Genomic DNA, 20,034 nt, shown 5'->3' with positions numbered 1-20,034 from the left:
TAATGCCACTATTTAATAGTTTTGGGCGACGCTTGATGTTCGGGTCGCCCTTTGCTTTTGTGCCGGACGCGTCGGATGTGCCGGTAAGTAACATAACTCATCCCGCGAGGATGGCGAAATTGGTAGACGCACCAGGTTTAGGTCCTGACGCCAGCAATGGTGTGGGGGTTCGAGTCCCCCTCCTCGCACCACAGAATTTTTACTATTTGGACGATTTTCATGGCAACTGCAGTCGAAACTTTAGATAAATTGGAACGCCGCCTTACAATTTCCTTCCCGATCGCTGATGTGCAATCAGAAGTTGAAAAACGTTTGAAGGTGCGCGCACGCACAGCAAAAGCACCTGGCTTCCGTCCAGGCAAAGTGCCAATGAAGATGGTTGCCGCTCAATACGGTTACCAGGTTGAAACAGAAGTGCTGAACGATAAAGTCGGTCAGGCTTTTGCTGCTGCTGTTGGTGAAAGCAATCTGCGTGTTGCTGGTTACCCAAACATCGAACCAAAAACAGGTGAAGGTGTTGCTGAAGGCACTCTGGCTTTCACTGCGACTTTCGAAGTTTACCCAGAAGTGGTTGTTGGTGATTTGTCTGCTGCTGAAGTTGAGCAGGTCAAATCTGACGTGACTGATGCAGAGATCGATAAAACGATTGATATCCTGCGCAAGCAACGAGTACATTTCCACGTTAAAGGCGAGCAGGGTGCGCATGGTGACGGTGGCGCAGAGCAGTCCGCACAAAACGGCGACCGTGTTACTGTTGATTTCGTTGGTAAGATTGACGGCGTTGAATTTGCTGGTGGTAAAGCAGAAGGTTTCGCTTTCGTGTTAGGCGAAGGCCGCATGTTGCCAGAGTTCGAAACAGCGACTGTTGGCTTGAAAGTTGGCGAATCTAAAACGTTCCCGTTGGCGTTCCCAGAAGATTATCATGGCAAAGATGTTGCCGGTAAAACTGCAGAATTTACCATCACTCTGACAAAACTGGAGTGGGCGCATTTGCCTGAAGTTGATGCTGAATTTGCTAAGATGCTTGGCGTTGAAGATGGCGATCTGGTTAAGATGCGCACTGACATCAAAGAAAACCTCGAACGTGAAGTTAAAGGCCGCGTTAAAGCGAAAACAAAAGAAAGCGTGATGGACGCTTTGGTTAAAGCGGTAACATTTGATGTTCCGACTTCTTTGGTTGCGCAAGACAGTGAGCGTCTGGCTGAAATGACGCGTCAGGATATGGCTCAACGTGGCATGAACGTGAAAGACGTTCCATTCCCGATTGAGATGTTCAATGTACAAGCAGAGCGCCGTGTCCGTCTGGGTCTGATTCTGGCTGAATTGGTCAAGGTTAATAATTTGCAGGCAACTGCAGAGCAGATCAAGGCTCAGGTTGAAGATTTCGCACAAAGCTACGAAGATCCACAGCAAGTAGTGAAGTACTACTACAGCGATCGTAATCGCCTTGCAGAAGTTGAAGCCCTTGTATTAGAAGAAAACGTCGTTAACTATGTTCTCGGTAAGTCGAAAGTGACTGAAAAAACACTGCCTTTCGATGAGTTGATGGGCAATAACGCACAAGCATAAGTTTTAAAAGGAAAATCACATGACAGGCATCATCCGTAATTCGGCGTTGGATACAAATATGCTGGGCATGGTGCCTATGGTGGTGGAGCAAAGTGGGCGCGGTGAACGTTCCTATGATATCTATTCCCGCTTGTTGAAAGAACGGGTGATTTTCCTGGTTGGTCCGGTGAATGATCAGACTGCAAATCTGGTTGTCGCACAGTTGCTGTTTTTGGAGAGTGAAAATCCAGATAAGGATATTTCGTTCTACATTAATTCCCCAGGCGGCTCCGTCTCTGCAGGGATGGCGATTTATGACACCATGCAGTTCATCAAGCCAGATGTCTCGACATTGTGTACTGGTCTGGCTGCGTCGATGGGGGCATTTTTACTGGCGGCAGGTGCTAAAGGTAAACGATTCTCTTTGCCAAATTCCCGCATCATGATTCATCAACCATTGGGTGGTGCGCAGGGGCAGGCTTCAGATATTGAGATTCAGGCGCGTGAAATTTTGTACTTGCGTGAACGTCTGAATGGCATTCTGGCGGAAAACACCGGACGCAGCTTAGATCAGATTGCCAAAGACACTGATCGTGATAATTTTATGTCGGCTGATGCGGCTGTTGAATACGGGTTAATTGATAAAGTTTTGACTCATCGCGCTTAAGCTGCTTGAATTAGAAAAACGCCCGTTCCTATAAAGGTTCGGGCGTTTTTTATTTACTTTGTTAAATTATTCGATTTTCCCGGCACTTCCGGATCTCGTGCATGCAATGACGAAAACTGTTTTTGCAGGTAATATGCTCCTCGTTCCGATTTATATTTAATTTGTTTTTCTCATATTCGTACCATGCCCGATAAAAAATCCTCCAGCGGTGAAAAACTGCTCTACTGCTCATTCTGCGGAAAGAGTCAACATGAGGTTAAGAAGCTGATTGCAGGGCCTTCGGTCTTTATTTGCGATGAGTGCATAGACTTGTGCAATGACATTATTCGCGATGAAGTATCTGAAATTGACAATATTGCGAACGCGAAAACTGAGCTGCCGACTCCTCAGGAAATTACCGATTTATTGGATCAGTATGTGATTGGTCAGCCAAATGCGAAGCGTATTCTGGCGGTCGCTGTCTACAATCATTACAAGCGTTTGAAGCATCTGGGTAAAAAGGATGATGTTGAGCTCGCCAAGAGTAATATTTTGCTGGTTGGTCCTACCGGTTCTGGTAAGACTTTGCTGGCGCAGACGCTTGCCCGCATGCTGAATGTACCGTTTGTGATCGCAGATGCGACGACCTTGACCGAGGCGGGTTACGTTGGTGAGGACGTTGAAAATATCATTCAAAAATTGCTGCAGAACTGCAATTATGAAGTCGAACGTGCTCAGAAGGGCATCGTATATATTGATGAGATTGATAAAATTTCCCGTAAATCTGACAACCCATCAATTACACGTGATGTATCCGGCGAAGGCGTGCAGCAGGCGCTTCTGAAACTGATCGAAGGTACGATGGCATCGGTGCCGCCACAAGGTGGTCGCAAGCATCCAAATCAGGATTTCATTCAAATTGACACCACGAACATCATGTTTATTTGTGGTGGTGCATTTGATGGCCTGGCAAAGATTATTTCAGACCGATCAGAGCGTAGCAGTATTGGTTTTTCAGCCAGTGTTAAAAGTCAGACGGAAAAAAGTGCAAGTCAGATGATGCAGGATGCTGAGCCACAGGATTTGATTAAATTTGGTTTGATTCCTGAGTTGGTCGGACGTTTGCCTGTGATTGCAACGCTCAACGAACTCGATGAAGCTGCATTGATTCAGATCCTGGTTGAGCCAAAAAATGCGCTGATTAAGCAATATGCAAAATTGCTGGAAATGGAAGGTACTGAACTTGAAATACGCCCGGCTGCTTTGCAGGCAATTGCGAAAAAAGCGATTGCCCGTAAAACTGGTGCGCGTGGTTTGAGATCAATCCTGGAGCATGCATTGCTGGATATTATGTACGATCTGCCTAGCCACCAAAATGTTGAAAAAGTGGTGATTGATGAGGGAACTATCACTAACGGTGCTAAGCCTTTGCTTATTTATCACGAGCAAGCCAAAGTGTCCGGAGCTTGAGTTTTTACAAAAAAAAGGGGAGATATCCCCTTTTTTTTATGGTTATTCACCGCATTTTTTTTAATCGAAGTAGAATGAAGTAAGAAAAAACATGGCTTCAGCCGCAAAGCTACCCGGAGGAGCTCTCTGCGTAGCTTTTTTATTGTTTTTTCTGATAATGGGCTTGTGTTTTAGCCTTGTGCGCCAACATTACCAACTAGTATTTATGAAAGGTGCGCCATGACAACTACTTCAATTACCGAGCAAATTCAACTGCCGCTGCTGCCATTGCGTGACGTGGTTGTGTTTCCCCATATGGTTATTCCACTTTTTGTGGGGCGCCCAAAGTCGATTAAGGCTTTGGAGGCTGCAATGGAGCAGGGGAAGAGCATTATGCTTGCTGCCCAAAAAGCCGCTGCGAAGGATGAACCTTCGGCTGACGATATTTATGAAATTGGTTGTATCGCCAATATTTTGCAAATGTTGAAGTTGCCTGATGGCACAGTAAAAGTATTGGTTGAGGGGGCTCAACGTGCCCGCGTTCACCAGATTCATGATTCTGAGTCACACTTCAGTGCTGAAGTGACGCCGGTTGCAGCAGTTGAGGAAGATGATTCCGAAGTTGAAGCGATGCGCCGTGCAATTGTTCAGCAGTTTGATCAATACGTAAAACTGAACAAAAAAATCCCACCTGAAATTCTTGCCTCTCTCTCTGGCATTGATGACGCTGGTCGTCTTGCGGATACCATTGCCGCACACTTGCCTCTGAAGTTAGAGCAAAAGCAAGTTATCCTGGAAATTTTCAGTGTAGCCAAAAGGCTTGAGCATCTGCTTGGGCAGCTTGAAGGTGAGCTCGATATCTTGCAGGTGGAAAAACGCATCCGTGGTCGCGTGAAGCGCCAGATGGAGAAATCTCAGCGCGAGTATTATCTGAACGAACAAGTAAAAGCGATTCAGAAAGAACTGGGCGAAGGCGAAGAGGGCGCGGATATCGATGAGCTTGAGAAAAAAATCATCGCTGCCAAAATGCCTAAAGAAGCCCGCGACAAGGCACTCAATGAGTTGAAAAAACTCAAAATGATGTCACCGATGTCCGCTGAGGCAACAGTTGTCAGAAATTATATTGATACTATTGTTGGTTTACCTTGGAAGAAAAAATCCAAAGTAAATAACGATCTGACAAATGCTGAGAAGGTTCTGGAGGATGAGCATTACGGTTTGGATAAGGTTAAAGAGCGCATTCTCGAGTATCTTGCTGTTCAACAGCGCGTGGACAAGTTAAAAGCCCCGATTCTGTGTCTGGTCGGTCCTCCGGGTGTTGGTAAAACATCTCTAGGTCAGTCGATTGCCCGGGCAACGAATCGCAAGTTCGTTCGCATGGCGCTTGGTGGTGTGCGTGACGAGGCGGAGATTCGTGGGCATCGCCGTACTTATATAGGCTCCATGCCAGGCAAAATTTTGCAGAGCCTGGCCAAGGTTGGTGTTCGCAATCCACTTTTTTTGTTGGATGAAGTCGATAAAATGGGCGCGGATTTCCGTGGCGATCCTTCGTCTGCATTGCTGGAGGTGCTCGATCCCGAGCAAAATCATACTTTCTCAGATCATTACATCGAAGTCGATTTCGATCTGTCCGACGTGATGTTTGTTGCTACGTCTAACTCGTACAATATTCCTCCTGCGTTGTTGGACAGGATGGAGGTGATTCGTCTTTCTGGTTACACAGAGGATGAGAAAACCAGTATTGCTCAGCGTTATTTGCTGCAAAAACAAATTAAAAATAACGGACTGAAAGAAACGGAAATTACCGTTGCAGAGAGTGCGATCAGAGACATTATTCGCTATTACACCAGGGAGGCTGGTGTTCGTTCCCTTGAGCGTGAAATTTCCAAGATATGCCGTAAAGTCGTTAAAATGCTTTTGCTGAAGAAGAGCGAGAAAAAAGCGACGATTACTTCCAAGAACCTGGATAAATATTTGGGCGTACGTCGTTATGATTTTGGTGTTGCGGTCAAGGATAACCAAATTGGTCAGGTAGTTGGTCTGGCGTGGACGGAAGTTGGAGGTGATCTTTTGACTATCGAGGCTGTTTCTATGCCCGGCAAAGGTGGCGTAATTCGTACCGGGACTTTAGGTGATGTCATGAAAGAGTCTATCGAAGCTGCCCGCACGGTTGTGCGTAGCCGAGCTCAGCGCTTGGGCATTAAAGCGGATGTCTTTGAGAAGAGTGATATTCACATTCACGTACCTGAAGGGGCAACACCTAAAGACGGTCCTTCAGCGGGTATTGCGATGACGACTGCATTGGTCTCTGTGTTCACCGGAATTCCTGTGCGGGCGGATGTTGCGATGACCGGTGAGATTACCTTGCGTGGTGAGGTGTTGCCAATTGGTGGTTTGAAAGAGAAATTACTGGCTGCGCATCGCGGCGGAATTAAAACTGTTTTAATTCCGGAGGAGAACGCAAAAGATCTTACTGAAATCCCTGATAATGTAAAAAACAAACTGGAAATTATCCCGGTGCGTTGGATCGATAAGGTGTTAGAAATCGCATTGGAGCGCCAGCCGCAGCCTTTGGTTGACGCTGAAATTCCCGTTGCAGCTGGATCAAACGAGCCTGCCGCTGATCTTGCTGTTGTGAAGCATTAATGTTGTATAAATAAAAAAACGCCCGAATTTCCGGGCGTTTTTTATTAAGATTTTTATCTGAGAATCATCGACTGCAATATATTTCCATTTGATTTTTTAGTATCAGATCCAATTTCGCATCAGTCCGACAGCTAAACCTTCCAGTGAGAAATTTTCCTCGTTTTCATTTACTTTGATCGTCGCGTAGTCAGGATTCTCGGGGATTAATTCAACAGAATTTCCGGTTTTTTTATAACGTTTGACAGTGACATCATCGCCAAGTCTGGCAACAATAATTTGCCCATTTCTTGCAGTATCAGTCTTCTTTACTGCTAACAGATCGCCATCGAGTATGCCTGCGTCACGCATAGACATGCCGCGAACCTTGAGAAGAAAATCTGGCTTGGCTGAAAATAGTGCGGGGTCAACTTGGTAGCTGGTTTCAATGTGTTCTGATGCAAGTATTGGCGATCCGGCTGCAACCCGCCCTATCAGTGGCAGATTTATCTGTGAAAAAGCAGATTGCGACGACACGAGTTGTTGGCCTGTAATGTGGCTTGATAACTCTGACTCCAGCAGGCGTATGCCGCGCGATGTTCCTGGTGCTATTTCAATCACGCCCTTTCTGGCGAGTGCCTGCAGGTGCTCTTCCGCTGCATTGGTGGAGCGAAAGCCCAGCTCCGTCGCTATTTCAGCGCGGGTCGGGGGGAAGCCTGTATTTTGAATCGCATCTTTGATTAAATTCAGGATCTGCTCTTGTCGGGCTGTCAGCTTAAGCATTTTGTGTGAACGTAGATCATTACGCTGTATATAAAAACAGTCTGTATTTTTATACAGTGCGCTTTGAAGTGCAAGGAAATTTTGCAGCTATGTGCAATCTGGCACCATCAGATTAACGCTGTACTTAATTGATTGAATAAAACGGAAAAGTGCGTTATGATCGTCGGCTTTCCTCTTCCTGCACTCGTCTTGACGCCGAGGCAGGCTATTTTTATTGTCCACAAGGAGAATATATGCGTCATTATGAAATCGTATTTATTGTACATCCCGATCAAAGCGAGCAAGTTCCTGCAATGATCGAACGTTACAAAGCTAGTGTTGTTGCACGTGGTGGTCAGGTTCACCGCGTTGAAGACTGGGGCCGTCGTCAATTGGCTTACATGATTCAAAAATTGGCTAAAGCACATTATGTTTGCATGAACATTGAGTGCGATGCAGAAACATTGCTTGAGCTGGAAACAGCATTCAAATTCAATGATGCCGTTCTGCGTCACCTGACAGTCAAAATGAAAAAAGCTGAAACAGCACCATCTCCAATGATGAAAGCTGTTCAAAAAGAAGACGCGGCTAAAGCACAGCGCGTTGAAGCACCAGCTGCTTAATTCATTTGATTTGAAAAAGGTCGTATAAAAAATAGTGAATCAATTGACAGTAATGGCGCGTATCATCGAGAAATCAGCGATACGCTACACGCCAGCTGGGATACCAATAGCATCAGCAATATTGATGCATAGTTCGCAGCAGGTGGAAGCCGGAACGGAGCGATTGGTTGAATTTGAAATTTCCGCACAAGCTGCGGGTGAAATTTCAGGAAAATTCTCCGAACTGCCTTTAGAAGTTGAGATTGCATTCACGGGTTTTTTAGCACGCAAAAATCGCAACAGCAAAAGTCTGGTATTTCACATCAATGAAATACGGGCAAATTTACTAGATTAGGAGCCACAAATGGCATTCGGTAAAAAATTTGATAAAAGCAAATTGAAGCAAAAGCGTCAACAACAAAATCCTTTGTTCAAACGCAAAAAATTCTGCCGCTTCACAGCAGCACATGTAGAAAAAGTTGATTACAAAGATATCGACACATTGAAAGATTTCGTGCAAGAAAACGGCAAAATTATGCCTGCACGTCTGACTGGTACTAAAGCACTGTACCAACGTCAAGTTGATACAGCGATCAAGCGCGCACGCTACTTAGCGTTGTTGCCATACACTGATCTGCACACAGCGTAATTGACGACAGGTATTAGGAGAAAAATATGCAAGTTATTCTGATGGATAAAGTCGTTAATCTCGGCAATCTTGGTGATGTAGTTCGTGTTAAAGATGGTTATGCACGTAACTTTTTGATTCCACAACGCATGGCTCGTCGTGCGACTGCAGCAGCAATCGCTGAATTTGAAGCGAAACGTGCTGAGCTGGAAAAAGCAGCGGCAGCAAAATTGGCTGTAGCTCAGGCTCAAGGCGAAAAACTGGAAGGTTCTACAGTTCAGATTTCACAGAAATCTGGCGTTGATGGCCGTTTGTTTGGCTCTGTAACTAATTTTGACATCGCTGAAGCGTTGGCTAAAGTTGGTTTCACTGTTGAAAAAGCACAAGTTCGCTTGCCACAAGGTCCGTTGAAAACGGCAGGCGATCACGCTGTTTCCGTTGCTCTGCATACTGACGTTGTCGTTAACGTGAATGTATCAGTTGTTGGTGAACACGCATAATTAGCTGTCAGCCAGATATAAAAGAGCCGGGGTTTCCCCGGCTTTTTTTATGGTGAACGTAAAATTATATAAACAATTTTGTTTATTCATGTTTGTTGTACACACCGTACTTTGTCGCCTTCAGTCGTTATTTGTAATTTGATTTAGCAGGTATAATGCGCGCCATGAAAGCCGCTACTGATCCACAACTTGATGCGATTCGCGTCCCCCCCCATTCCATTGAGGCTGAGCAATCTGTCCTTGGCGGCCTCTTACTCGATAACGCCGCGTGGGATCGTATTGCCGATTTTATCGGTGAGGAAGATTTTTATCGTTACGATCACAGAATTATTTTTCAGTGTATTGTAAAGTTGATTAATTCCTCAAGGCCAGCAGACGTCATCACTGTCTATGAGGCACTGAATGGCATGGGCAAGGCCGAAGATGCAGGCGGTTTGACGTATCTGAATGCGCTGGCTCAAAACACGCCTTCGGCTGCAAATATTCGCCGCTACGCAGAAATTGTCCGTGATCGTGGTGTGTTGCGCAAACTGATCACAGTTTCAGATGAAATTGCTGGTAGTGCTTTCAATCCTCAGGGCAAGGAAGTCAAGCAAATGCTGGACGAGGCTGAGTCTAAAATCTTCGCCATTGCCGAAGAGGGGGCACGAGGAGCGCAGGGTTTTCAGGCGATTCAACCTTTATTGACGCAGGTTGTAGAACGTATCGATGAGTTATACAACCGCGATAACCAGAACGATATTACCGGTGTTCCAACTGGATTCGTTGATCTGGATAAAATGACTTCTGGTTTGCAGCCGGGCGATCTGATTATTGTGGCTGGTCGTCCTTCTATGGGTAAAACGGCGTTTTCACTCAATATCGGTGAGAACGTCGCAATTGACAGTGGCTTGCCGGTGGCGGTGTTTTCAATGGAGATGGGCGGCGCACAGTTAGCGATGCGTATGCTTGGTTCTGTTGGGCGACTCGATCAGAGTCGTTTGCGCGTGGGTAAGTTGAGTGACGAAGACTGGCCTCGTTTGACGCATGCGATTCAAAAAATGAATGATGCGCAGTTATATATCGATGAAACTCCGGCGTTGAGTTCTATCGAATTGCGTGCGCGGTCGCGACGTTTGGCTCGACAGTGTGGCAAGCTCGGTTTGATTATCGTCGATTACCTGCAGTTGATGTCGGCGAATTCCGCGGGTGAAAACAGGGCAACCGAAATTTCAGAGATTTCGCGAAATCTGAAAGGTCTCGCAAAAGAGTTAAATTGCCCGGTCATTGCACTTTCTCAGTTAAATCGTTCGCTTGAGCAGCGCCCTAACAAGCGGCCTGTGATGTCAGATTTGCGTGAGTCGGGAGCGATTGAGCAAGATGCCGACGTGATTATGTTTATTTATCGGGATCAGGTTTACAACCCTGACTCTCCCGATAAAGGCACTGCCGAAATTATTATCGGTAAGCAGCGTAACGGTCCAATTGGCAGCGTGCGACTGACTTTCCTTGGCGAATATACCAAGTTTGATAATTACGTTGGATCGTTGTCGGTGTATGGCGATAACGAGTAATGCAGAATAATTTTTACCCAGTGAGTACGTTTCACTAAATGTCTTTGTTCAGTTTGTCAGGTGCAATCTGCTTGTGCCCTGACAAAAATATTCCAATTTGTTTCAAATTTCAGTGAGAAAAAAATGTTTGGACGCCTGATGCCTACGGAAGGCAAATTCTTTGAATTATTTAATCAGCATGCAGACCTGTGTGTTAAAGGATCAAAGGAAATGCTTGCCTTGATGACCAATTTTGATGATCTTGAAAGCAGGGTGCATGCGATTGAGAGCGTGGAAAAGCAAGCAGATACAGTGACTCACAATACCATCGAGTTGCTGCATAAAACCTTTATTACGCCACTTGACCGCGATGATATTCATAAGCTGATTACGCGTATGGATGACATCCTTGATTTGCAGGAAGATGCTGCGCAGACCATTTCTCTCTACGACATCCGTGAAATCACACCCGAAGCAAAGCGACTGGCTGAGCTGTGCCTGGCCTGTGCCGAGAAGGTTAAAGCGGCCGTTGCTTTGTTACATAACATGAATAATTCGCGTGAGATTCTGACGATTTGTGAAGAGATCGATCGTCTGGAATCTGATGCTGATCATGTGATGCGTGCTGCGATGTCGAAGTTGTTCCGAGATGAGCCGGATGTCCGTAATCTGATCAAATTGAAAGCAATTTACGAAATTTTGGAAACTGTGACCGATCGTTGTGAAGATGTCGCGAATATTATCGAAGGCATCATCGTCGAAAACGCTTAACAGCAGATATTGACCCGGCTCTGTATTTTGAGTCGTGTCTGTCTACTTCGCTCTCTCAAATGAATAACCTGGCTCCCGTCGTATCGGGAGCTGTATAAAGCAGAGTAAATTTCATGCAGACTTTACAAATCAGCATTTATGTCGTCGCAGCTTTGGTTGTGCTGGCATTGCTATTTGATTTTATGAACGGCTTTCATGACGCTGCCAATGCGATTGCGACCGTTGTCTCTACCGGGGTATTAAAACCTCAGCAGGCAGTGGCGATGGCCGCGTTTTTCAATGTTCTGGCGGTGACAGTGTTTCCGTTGACGGTGGCGGCTACGATTGGCAAAGGAACGATACAACCGTGGGCAATTGATCACTATGTTATTTTTGGTGCGCTGGTTGGTGCAGTATTTTGGAATCTGGTGACCTGGTATTTTGGTATTCCGTCCTCCTCATCGCATGCGCTGATCGGTGGCTTGGTTGGAGCCGCAGTAGCGAAGTCGGGTACGACTGCACTGGTGTCGGCCGGATTGATTAAAACGATCGCTTTTATCATTGTTTCGCCGTTACTCGGATTCATTCTTGGCTCTCTGATGATGTTGCTGGTGTCTTGGCTGTTTGTTCGTTCAACGCCGATGAAAGTCGATAAATGGTTCCGCCGTTTGCAACTGATCTCCGCTTCGATGTATAGCCTTGGGCATGGTGGTAACGATGCGCAGAAAACTATGGGCATCATCTGGATGTTGCTGATTGCCGGCGGGTATTCAAGTACCCATGATGCGATGCCGCCATGGTGGGTTATTTTGTCCTGTTATACCGCGATCGGTCTTGGTACCTTGTTTGGTGGCTGGCGTATTGTGAAAACGATGGGACAAAAAATTACTAAGCTCAAGCCAGTTGGCGGTTTTTGCGCAGAGACTGGCGGTGCGATTACCTTGTTTATTGCTACTGCACTGGGCATTCCTGTTTCGACGACGCACACCATTACGGGGGCGATTGTCGGGGTTGGTTCCGCGCAAAAAATGTCTGCAGTTCGCTGGGGCGTTGCTGGCAACATCGTATGGGCGTGGGTATTAACTATTCCAGCGTCGGCTTTTGTCGCTTCGATTGCGTGGTGGGTAGGAACTAAAATCTTATAACTGACATCGGTATTCAGCGATAGAAAAAAGCGCCAGTTAAGCTGGCGCTTTTTTGTTGATGCGGTGAATCTGAGCAGAGTTTTTACATCTGTTTAAATAAGTGAACGAAGCTTCTGCTGACTTCCAGTTTTTCTGTCAGCCCCTTGACTTGTACCAGATGGCGGCCGCGCAAGTCTCTGACGACGCCGGAAATTGCTTTTGCATTGACCAGTGTCGAACGGTGGATTTGCCAGAATAAAGCCGGATCCAGTTCTTCCGATAAATCACGCACGGGTTTTCGGATCAGTGCTTCGTAATTCGCCGTCTGTACCCGGGTGTATTTTTCGTCTGACTGAAAAAAGAGTATTTCTTCCACCGGAATTAAGCGCAACTCTTGCCCGATGGATGCTTGTATCCATTGCAGATAGTTGGGTTTGGACATGCCCATCTGTTTCGCCAGTTGCGACAACAGATTGCTCATGTCTGCGGGCTGATCATGCGCTTTTAAGCGTGATTTCAGGCGTTCTACGGTTTTGCTGAGTCGCTCCACATCCGCTGGCTTCAATACATAGTCTACAGCGCCATGATCGAAGGCTTGAATCGCGTACTGATCGTAGGCAGTAATGAATACGATGTGCGCTTTATTGCCGATCTCTTTTGCTGCCTCAAGCCCTGTTTTAATTGGCATTCGTATGTCGAGAAAAATCAGATCAGGCTGGTGTTTTTCAACCAGTTGTATCGCTTCCTCTCCATTTTTTGCTTCGTCCAGAATTTGCAGTTCTGGCCACACTTGTTCAAGGCGTGACCTTAGCTGCTCGCGCATCAGTCGTTCATCATCTGCAAGGATTGCGGTTGGCATCATGATTATTAATTGGCTAATTCGTAAGGAATTTCTATGGTAACGCAAACGCCGCTGGGTTGATTCGGTGTAATGATCATTTGTCCTTTTTCTTTGTAAATCAGTTTCAGGCGTTCACGTATATTTTGCAGACCAAGTCCTGTTCCGTTGCTTGGCATTGCACCAAATCCCAGGCCATCATCGGTGACGGAAACTCGCAACTTATTGTGAGCAACCTCGACTCTGAATTTAATTGTGCCACCTTCGGCTTTGCATTCGAGACCATGTTTAATCGCATTTTCTACCAGTGATTGCAGCATCATAGGAGGGAAAGACGCGCTGCGTAAGCCTTCAGGCATTACAAAGTCGACGTTGAGCCTTTCCTCCATCCGCATTTTCAGCAGATCGAGATAAGCTTTGATCATGTCAGCTTCGCGTCCCAGATTCGTTGTGGATGCGTTCTCGCGCATCTGTGGTAAGACGGCGCGCAGATAGCTGATCAGACTGCGTTGCATTGCTGCTGCGCGAGGTGGATCGGTTTCAATCAAGTGCTCGACAGATGCCAGTGTGTTGAACAGAAAATGTGGCTCTACCTGTGCCTGCATCATTTGCATCTTTGCCTCGCTGACCTGACGCAGTAAAGATTCTCTTTCCGCTGCGAGGCCTGCCTCTTCCGCTTTTTCTTCCGCTCTGACTTTGCCGCCCATCAGTATTTTCATGCCGAAAAGTCCGAATACCAGAAGCAGAACAAAGTTAACAAACCACTTCGACGATGTTTTTTTGTAGCTGCGCACTTCTTCATCGGCCGCATCTGCCACCGCATTATTGATATCTTCGCTGATTTCTTTGGCGACTTCGGGCGGAAGTTTTATGTGTATGTCTTCTGTCGTCGGGCTTGATTTCTCAGTTGCAGCAGGTGTTGCCTGCGTTGCTGGTGCTGCGGGTGTTGCAGGAGTAGCCGGGGTGGCAGGAACACTAGGCGCCTCAGGCGTCGGTAATGTGTTGGCACCTGAGGTTAAATCGATATCACTTTTTGTACGGATGCCATTCTCATCGATTTCGATTTGCTTACCTTTACCATTCGAATTGGCCTTGCGGATGCGGATCCCGGTGTCGTCGATTTCTATGCTGGTATCGTTGTCAATGACCTGGGATTTCTTGTTTGCTTTTTTTGAGGGAACGTTTTTTGTGACGACAACACTTTCTTCCGACGTAAACAACATGTCTTGCAGTATTGCCCCTGCGAGCATGGTGATAGCGGCGAACAGTAAAAACTTCCACCAGGATAATTTGGTTACCCATGCCGCCGTCTGATCGAAACGCTTACTCAGCCAGTTACTGAATTCGCTGATCAGGTCTTTAATGGTTTGTGTCGTTGTTGGATTCATGGATGATCTCCCTGTCTGTTGCTCTGTGCCGTTGCGCCCAACATGTATTTCAATGCAGAGGCGTTTTCTTGTTGATGGTCAGACTTTGACAAAAATGACGCCAACACGCCATCGGTATGCGATAGTCCGTCAGAAACAGGGGGCAGAATGAAAAAAAGACGACACGACTGTGTGGTGTGTCGTCTTTCCTGGTTTTTTTCTAAGTGAGTTTGGCGCCAGAATACTCAGTGCGATGGTCTGTTTTCCAGCCATGCGTGAAGATCGGCGCGCGTCAGCGGCTTTGCGTAAAAATAGCCCTGTGCCAGATTGCAGCCGTAAGACAGTAAGGTATCCGCCTGCATCTGATTTTCCACGCCTTCAGCAATGACAGCCAGACCCAGATTCTGACCGAGCTGAACGATCATTTTTGCGATGCTGCCTTCGCTTGCGTTTTCCTGAATGTCATTGACAAAGGCTCTGTCGATTTTAAGTTTATCGATATCGAGTTTTTGCAAGTGACTTAATGAAGAGAATCCTGTGCCGAAATCATCAATTGAAATACTGACGCCAAGTTGCTTAATCTGACGCAGCGTTTTAATCAGTAATTCAGGATCTTTCATCGCCATCGATTCGGTGATTTCAAGTTCGACGAATTGTGGCGGTGCTTTGGTGTCTTCAAGCGCCTTGTTGAGTGTTTGCAAGAACAGCGGGTGCGAGAACTGTACCTGAGAAACGTTGACTGCCATCTGGAAGTCGGTGTAGCCAAGGCCGCGCAGGTACACTAATTCATGGCAGGCGCTGCGCAGCACCCATTCGCCGATATCGACAATCAGGCCAGAATATTCTGCGATCGGGATAAATTGATCGGGAGGGATAAACTTGCCATCATCCGTTCTCCAGCGTAATAAAGCTTCGGCACCAAGAATTTTGCCACTTCGTATGTCGATCTGCGGCTGATAGACGACAAATAAGCGTTGATGCTCAAATGCGGCGCGCAAAGCATGCATTAAAAGTACGCGTTCACGAATTTCAACCCCCATACTTCTGGTGAAATATTCGTAACCGCCACGCTGATGCGTCTTTGCACGTTTCAGTGCGATGTTGGTGTCTTTTAATGCTTCAGAGCCGTCGCCGTCGTATTCGTCGAGTTTAATCAGGCCGATTGTGGCAGAAAGTTGTACTTCCTGATTATCAACGTCAAACGGTTTGGTAAACAGCGCCAGAATATTCTCCGGGCAAACCAGTTTCTGATCTCCGACCAGAGCGAAAGTGTCACTGCCGACTCTGGCTAACTTACATTCGCAGCCAAAATGATTGCTCAGGCGCTGCGCGACGGAATACAGCAGCAGGTCGCCGAAATGATGGCCCAGCGCATCGTTGGTTTCGGCAAAATGATCAATATCGATCAGCGACAGCGTGCTGTGATTCTTGAGCGGGGAGGCAATGATTTCATTGAGTGTCTGGAGTAACTTTAAGCGATTTGACAGGCCTGTCAGCACATCGTAGAAGGCGTAATTGTGCAGGCGCGACGTCAGTACCACATTGTCCAGTCCTACGGAAACATTACTGCAAAACACCTCCAGCAGGCGCTTATCCATGTCATTCAGACGCAAGCCGTTTTCAAGATACAGCGTAAAGTCTTTTCTGGCCGGATTATTGAAACGGAGTACGGTGGCATCGCTACCGTATATGCTTTGCCCTTCCGCGAGCGATTTTGTGATGATGTCGATCGCTTTTGTTTGTCTGATGGCCGAAATCGGTTGTTCCAGCAGGTCAGAAAAAGCTTTTGTGGCGGCGACGATATGCAGATCATCGGGGCGCTCGTCTTTAACGAGCGGGTTTTGCCGGGCGCAGATAAAACCCTCTGCACTGATGCCGAGCAAATGATTGATCTGTGTGAGTACACCCTCGGCAAAATGTGACAATCCATGCAGCGCCATTAATTCAGTGCTGGCATTGATGACATTCTCAAGTCCGTGCCGGCTGGCGTTGATGTCGCAGATTTGTTCGTATGAACGTATCGCAGATGTTACTGCGGTATAAAGCTTGGTGCGGGTCAGTTCGGACTTGGTTTTGTAATCGTTGATGTCGTAATCCCGGATCGCATCAATCTCGGGAGCATAGCCAGGTTGCCCGGTTCTCAGAATAATACGGACATCGCTCAGCCTCAGTGATTTGCGGATGTAATTAACGAGTTGTAAGCCGGCATCTTCCTGCTCCATCACAACGTCGAGCAAAATGATGGCGATATCGGATTCTGTTTCCAGTATGGCCCGCGCTTCCGAGGCTGAATAGGCATGGAGAAAGCTCAACGGCCTGTGCTGTATTTCGAGGCTGCCAAGCGCGAACGTCGTTGCCGAATGGACGTCAGGATCATCGTCGATGATCATGATCCTCCAGCTGGAGCGCGCTTTAGGTTCTGCCGGGGATGGCTCCTGATCGTGTTCATCAAGGAAAATCAGGTTATCTTCGGCAGGGTGAGTCGGTGAAATCATCGGAAATGCGGCTCCATGCGTTGCATATCTTTATACTCAGATTGCGTGATTTTGTCTTCTGCTCGAACTATGACATTAAAAATCACCTAAGCCAAGCCTCCGGCCTTTTCTTTATCAATAAAAAAGCATTATTGGTGTGGAAAACATCAAATGCCTGCTTTTCAGCGCAAAGCGAGTACGGATGTGGTGCGTACACGGGCGGCAAGCCCGCATTAAGCTGTTAGAATGATTTAAATTCTGTTTTTAACTTCTCTCGCAAAATATTATGTCTGGCAACACTTTTGGAACGCTGTTTACTGTTACTACGTTTGGTGAATCTCATGGTCCTGCGATCGGTTGTGTGATTGACGGATGCCCGCCCGGTATGGATTTGTCTGAGGCCGATATTCAGCCTGAACTGGATCGTCGTAAACCCGGAACATCCCGCCACGTTACTCAGCGCCAGGAGCCAGACACGGTAGAGATACTGTCCGGTGTCTATCAGGGTAAAACCACTGGAACGCCGATTGCATTGCTGATTCGCAATCAGGATCAACGCAGTAAAGATTACGGCAATATCACTGAAACCTTTCGCCCTGGTCACGCCGATTTTACCTACTGGAGCAAATATGGCATTCGTGATCCGCGCGGTGGTGGGCGTTCGTCGGCACGTCTGACCGCGCCGGTGGTTGGTGCGGCAGCGATTGCGAAAAAGTGGCTGAAGCAAAAATTCGGTACGGAATTTAAAGGTGGTATGAGCCAGCTGGGCGAGATTGCGATTCCGTTTCAGGCCTGGGAGTTCGCGGCGGAAAATCCTTTTTTCGCGCCGACTGCCGATGCCGCCTTGATTACGCAATTGGAAAATTACATGGATGACTTGCGGAAAGACGGCGACTCCATTGGGGCGAAAATCGACGTGGTGGCGACCAATGTGCCGGTGGGGCTGGGGGAGCCGATTTACGACAAACTCGATGCCGATATTGCCTTTGCCATGATGGGCATCAATGCGGTCAAAGGCGTGGAAATCGGCGCCGGTTTTCTATCGGTTGCGCAGCGTGGCTCTGTGCATGGCGATGAAATCACACCGCAAGGTTTTGTTGGCAATAATGCGGGTGGAATTCTGGGTGGTATTTCTACCGGGCAGGATATTACGGTGTCAATTGCGATTAAGCCGACCTCATCAATTCGTACCCCGCGCCAGTCGATTGATAAAGACGGCAAACCTGTGATGGTGGAAACTTTTGGCCGGCATGATCCTTGTGTCGGCATCCGTGCAACGCCGATTGCAGAAGCGATGCTGGCATTGGTCCTGATGGATCATGCACTGCGTCACCGGGCGCAATGTGGCGATGTCGTCAGTCCGGACTTTTTTGCACGCTAAAACAGGCAGGTACTTCCTCAGCCTGCCCTCAAAGTTACCGCTCATTTAGTATTTTTTTGGGAGTATCCGGTCTTTTTGCCTTTATCTCGGCATAAAGACTGGGTCTCTGAATATACTGGGGGGAGTATATTTTGACTTTCCACGAGTACTGTCTCTCCCATTTCCATTCCCTTACCGTTTTATTTGTGACGGAATAAATATTGGTTATTCTGTGAAAATTCCTTTTCATGCAGATGAAAATTCGGTAATTTTTTTAAATTTCAGACTTTTCTACTGATTTGGAATCCCATTTTTGGCTTTCAGCGTGGTTTTGCATAGCACAATTGTGGCATAATCAAATGCAAAAAACAGACCCAATGCGGTTTCGCGGTTCAAATTCATCACGACTTCTTCAGGCTTCAGATTATGCTCAAAACGCTTTACGACAAATTGTGGGAATCTCATGTAGTTCACTCCGAAGACGACGGCACAGCCATTCTGTATATCGACCGTCATTTGCTACACGAAGTCACGAGCCCGCAGGCGTTTGAAGGTTTAAAGATTGCCGGACGCCAGCCTTGGCGTAATGCAGCAAATCTGGTGGTCGCCGATCACAATGTGCCAACCACGAACCGTATCAATGGCATTGATGACCCTACGTCTCGTTTGCAGGTCGAAACGCTGGATAAGAACGCGAAACAATATGATCTGACGTATTTCAGCATGGCGGATAAGCGTCAGGGCATCGTCCACGTTATCGGCCCTGAACAAGGTGCAACCTTGCCAGGTATGACGGTTGTGTGTGGAGATTCACATACATCGACGCATGGCGCATTTGCCTGCTTGGCGCACGGTATCGGCACCTCTGAGGTGGAACATGTACTCGCAACGCAAACCCTGATTGCGAAAAAATCCAAAGCCATGTTGGTACAGGTAGACGGCGCATTATCTGCTGGTGTGACTGCAAAAGATGTCGTGCTGGCGATTATCGGCAAAATCGGCACCGCTGGCGGTACTGGCTACGCCATTGAATTTGCCGGCTCGACAATACGCAGCTTATCGATGGAAGGGCGGATGACCATCTGCAATATGGCGATTGAGGCTGGTGCCCGCGCCGGTATGGTGGCTGTCGATCAGACGACGATAGATTATGTGAAAGGTCGTCCATTCTCACCGGTTGGCCCGCACTGGGATCGTGCCGTTGAATACTGGAAAACCCTGCATTCAGATGCTGGTGCCAAGTTTGATCTGGTGGTGACCTTGAATGCGGCAGAAATCAAACCGCAGGTCACTTGGGGTACGTCACCGGAAATGGTGGTGGCGATTGATAGCCGCGTTCCTGATCCGGATCAGGAAAGAGATGCAGTCAAGCGTGACGCGATTGAAAAAGCGCTGGCCTACATGGAATTGAAACCAAATACGGCCATTGCTGACATTCGTATTGACAAGGTTTTTATCGGTTCGTGTACTAATTCACGGATCGAGGATTTGCGTGCTGCCGCCGCTGTTGTGCGTGGCAAATTCCGCGCCTCAAACGTAAAACTGGCGCTGGTGGTGCCGGGCTCTGGTCTGGTGAAAGAGCAGGCGGAGCGCGAGGGCTTGGATAAAATTTTCCGTGACGCCGGTTTTGAATGGCGTGAGCCGGGTTGCTCTATGTGTCTGGCCATGAACGCAGATCGTCTGGAGCCGGGGGAACGTTGCGCATCCACATCTAATCGTAATTTTGAAGGACGTCAGGGGCAGGGTGGGCGCACTCATCTTGTGTCTCCGGCGATGGCTGCTGCTGCAGGAATTGAAGGTCATTTTGTTGACGTACGTCGCTTGTCATAAAT

The 20,034-nt window shown here is 47.4% G+C and carries 17 protein-coding genes and 1 tRNA gene; 14 read left to right on the top strand and 4 right to left on the bottom strand.

All coding sequences use genetic code 11. The features are described 5' to 3' along the window. Window positions 1-104 precede the first annotated feature (104 nt). From KDM87_RS08185 to lon, 5 genes are all read left to right on the top strand, one after another. Window positions 105-191 (top strand) — tRNA-Leu (locus KDM87_RS08185). A gap of 28 nt (window positions 192-219) precedes the next feature. Continuing rightward, window positions 220-1,569: a trigger factor gene (tig, locus tag KDM87_RS08180; RefSeq protein ID WP_212678582.1), complete on the top strand. Its 1,350-nt coding sequence runs from the start codon at window positions 220-222 to the stop codon at window positions 1,567-1,569. A gap of 19 nt (window positions 1,570-1,588) precedes the next feature. Beyond that, window positions 1,589-2,215, top strand: a complete 627-nt coding sequence (gene clpP / locus KDM87_RS08175) for an ATP-dependent Clp endopeptidase proteolytic subunit ClpP (protein ID WP_304941546.1) — start codon at window positions 1,589-1,591, stop codon at window positions 2,213-2,215. Window positions 2,216-2,398: 183 nt separating this feature from the next. Further along, window positions 2,399-3,664, top strand: coding sequence for an ATP-dependent Clp protease ATP-binding subunit ClpX (gene clpX / locus KDM87_RS08170; RefSeq protein WP_212678581.1), 1,266 nt, complete (start codon window positions 2,399-2,401; stop codon window positions 3,662-3,664). Window positions 3,665-3,883: 219 nt separating this feature from the next. After that, window positions 3,884-6,289 carry an endopeptidase La gene (lon, locus tag KDM87_RS08165; protein ID WP_212678580.1) on the top strand — a complete coding sequence of 802 codons (2,406 nt, stop codon included), beginning with the start codon at window positions 3,884-3,886 and terminating at the stop codon, window positions 6,287-6,289. Between the two features lie 102 nt (window positions 6,290-6,391). Here lon and lexA read toward each other — a convergent pair whose 3' ends face one another. Next, window positions 6,392-7,048 carry a transcriptional repressor LexA gene (gene lexA, locus KDM87_RS08160; protein ID WP_212678579.1) on the bottom strand — a complete coding sequence of 219 codons (657 nt, stop codon included), beginning with the start codon at window positions 7,046-7,048 and terminating at the stop codon, window positions 6,392-6,394. Window positions 7,049-7,281: 233 nt separating this feature from the next. On the opposite strand from lexA, the gene rpsF reads away from it, so the two are divergent. The 7 genes from rpsF (at window position 7,282) to KDM87_RS08125 (ending at window position 12,184) form a co-directional block, all read left to right on the top strand. Then, entirely contained in the window at window positions 7,282-7,650 is a 369-nt protein-coding gene (gene rpsF / locus KDM87_RS08155; RefSeq protein WP_186883681.1) for a 30S ribosomal protein S6, read from the top strand. Window positions 7,651-7,684: 34 nt separating this feature from the next. Further along, a complete protein-coding gene (gene priB, locus KDM87_RS08150; RefSeq protein WP_212678578.1) occupies window positions 7,685-7,984 on the top strand; it encodes a primosomal replication protein N in 300 nt (99 codons plus the stop codon). Between the two features lie 9 nt (window positions 7,985-7,993). Continuing rightward, the gene (rpsR, locus tag KDM87_RS08145; protein WP_110252960.1) at window positions 7,994-8,278 is read left to right on the top strand and encodes a 30S ribosomal protein S18; all 285 of its coding nucleotides are present in this window, start codon (window positions 7,994-7,996) and stop codon (window positions 8,276-8,278) included. Window positions 8,279-8,304: 26 nt separating this feature from the next. Then, window positions 8,305-8,757 carry a 50S ribosomal protein L9 gene (gene rplI / locus KDM87_RS08140; RefSeq protein ID WP_186883679.1) on the top strand — a complete coding sequence of 151 codons (453 nt, stop codon included), beginning with the start codon at window positions 8,305-8,307 and terminating at the stop codon, window positions 8,755-8,757. Between the two features lie 164 nt (window positions 8,758-8,921). Then, the gene (locus tag KDM87_RS08135) at window positions 8,922-10,310 is read left to right on the top strand and encodes a replicative DNA helicase (protein ID WP_370589963.1); all 1,389 of its coding nucleotides are present in this window, start codon (window positions 8,922-8,924) and stop codon (window positions 10,308-10,310) included. 123 nt (window positions 10,311-10,433) lie between these two features. Beyond that, window positions 10,434-11,060 carry a DUF47 domain-containing protein gene (locus KDM87_RS08130; protein ID WP_212678577.1) on the top strand — a complete coding sequence of 209 codons (627 nt, stop codon included), beginning with the start codon at window positions 10,434-10,436 and terminating at the stop codon, window positions 11,058-11,060. A gap of 113 nt (window positions 11,061-11,173) precedes the next feature. Continuing rightward, window positions 11,174-12,184, top strand: coding sequence for an inorganic phosphate transporter (locus KDM87_RS08125; protein ID WP_186883676.1), 1,011 nt, complete (start codon window positions 11,174-11,176; stop codon window positions 12,182-12,184). 82 nt (window positions 12,185-12,266) lie between these two features. On the opposite strand, the gene KDM87_RS08120 is transcribed toward KDM87_RS08125, so the two are convergent. The 3 genes from KDM87_RS08120 to KDM87_RS08110 form a co-directional block, all read right to left on the bottom strand. Further along, window positions 12,267-13,022 carry a LytR/AlgR family response regulator transcription factor gene (locus KDM87_RS08120; protein WP_212678710.1) on the bottom strand — a complete coding sequence of 252 codons (756 nt, stop codon included), beginning with the start codon at window positions 13,020-13,022 and terminating at the stop codon, window positions 12,267-12,269. A gap of 8 nt (window positions 13,023-13,030) precedes the next feature. Then, complete coding sequence (locus tag KDM87_RS08115) at window positions 13,031-14,389, bottom strand: sensor histidine kinase (RefSeq protein WP_212678576.1); 1,359 nt, start codon at window positions 14,387-14,389, stop codon at window positions 13,031-13,033. Between the two features lie 224 nt (window positions 14,390-14,613). Further along, window positions 14,614-16,863, bottom strand: coding sequence for a bifunctional diguanylate cyclase/phosphodiesterase (locus KDM87_RS08110; RefSeq protein ID WP_230407632.1), 2,250 nt, complete (start codon window positions 16,861-16,863; stop codon window positions 14,614-14,616). A 265-nt stretch (window positions 16,864-17,128) separates the two neighbouring features. Between KDM87_RS08110 and aroC the strand changes: the two genes are divergently transcribed. Both aroC and leuC read left to right on the top strand, forming a co-directional pair. After that, window positions 17,129-18,223 (top strand): chorismate synthase, encoded by a 1,095-nt coding sequence (gene aroC / locus KDM87_RS08105; RefSeq protein ID WP_212678575.1) that lies wholly within the window; start codon window positions 17,129-17,131, stop codon window positions 18,221-18,223. A gap of 405 nt (window positions 18,224-18,628) precedes the next feature. Beyond that, entirely contained in the window at window positions 18,629-20,032 is a 1,404-nt protein-coding gene (leuC, locus tag KDM87_RS08100; RefSeq protein ID WP_212678574.1) for a 3-isopropylmalate dehydratase large subunit, read from the top strand. Window positions 20,033-20,034 lie beyond the last annotated feature (2 nt).

It is taken from the genome of Cognatundibacterium rivi (assembly GCF_018139565.1).
Taxonomy (GTDB): domain Bacteria; phylum Pseudomonadota; class Gammaproteobacteria; order Burkholderiales; family Burkholderiaceae_D; genus Undibacterium; species Undibacterium rivi.
This window is presented reverse-complemented; position numbering and strand designations above follow the sequence as displayed.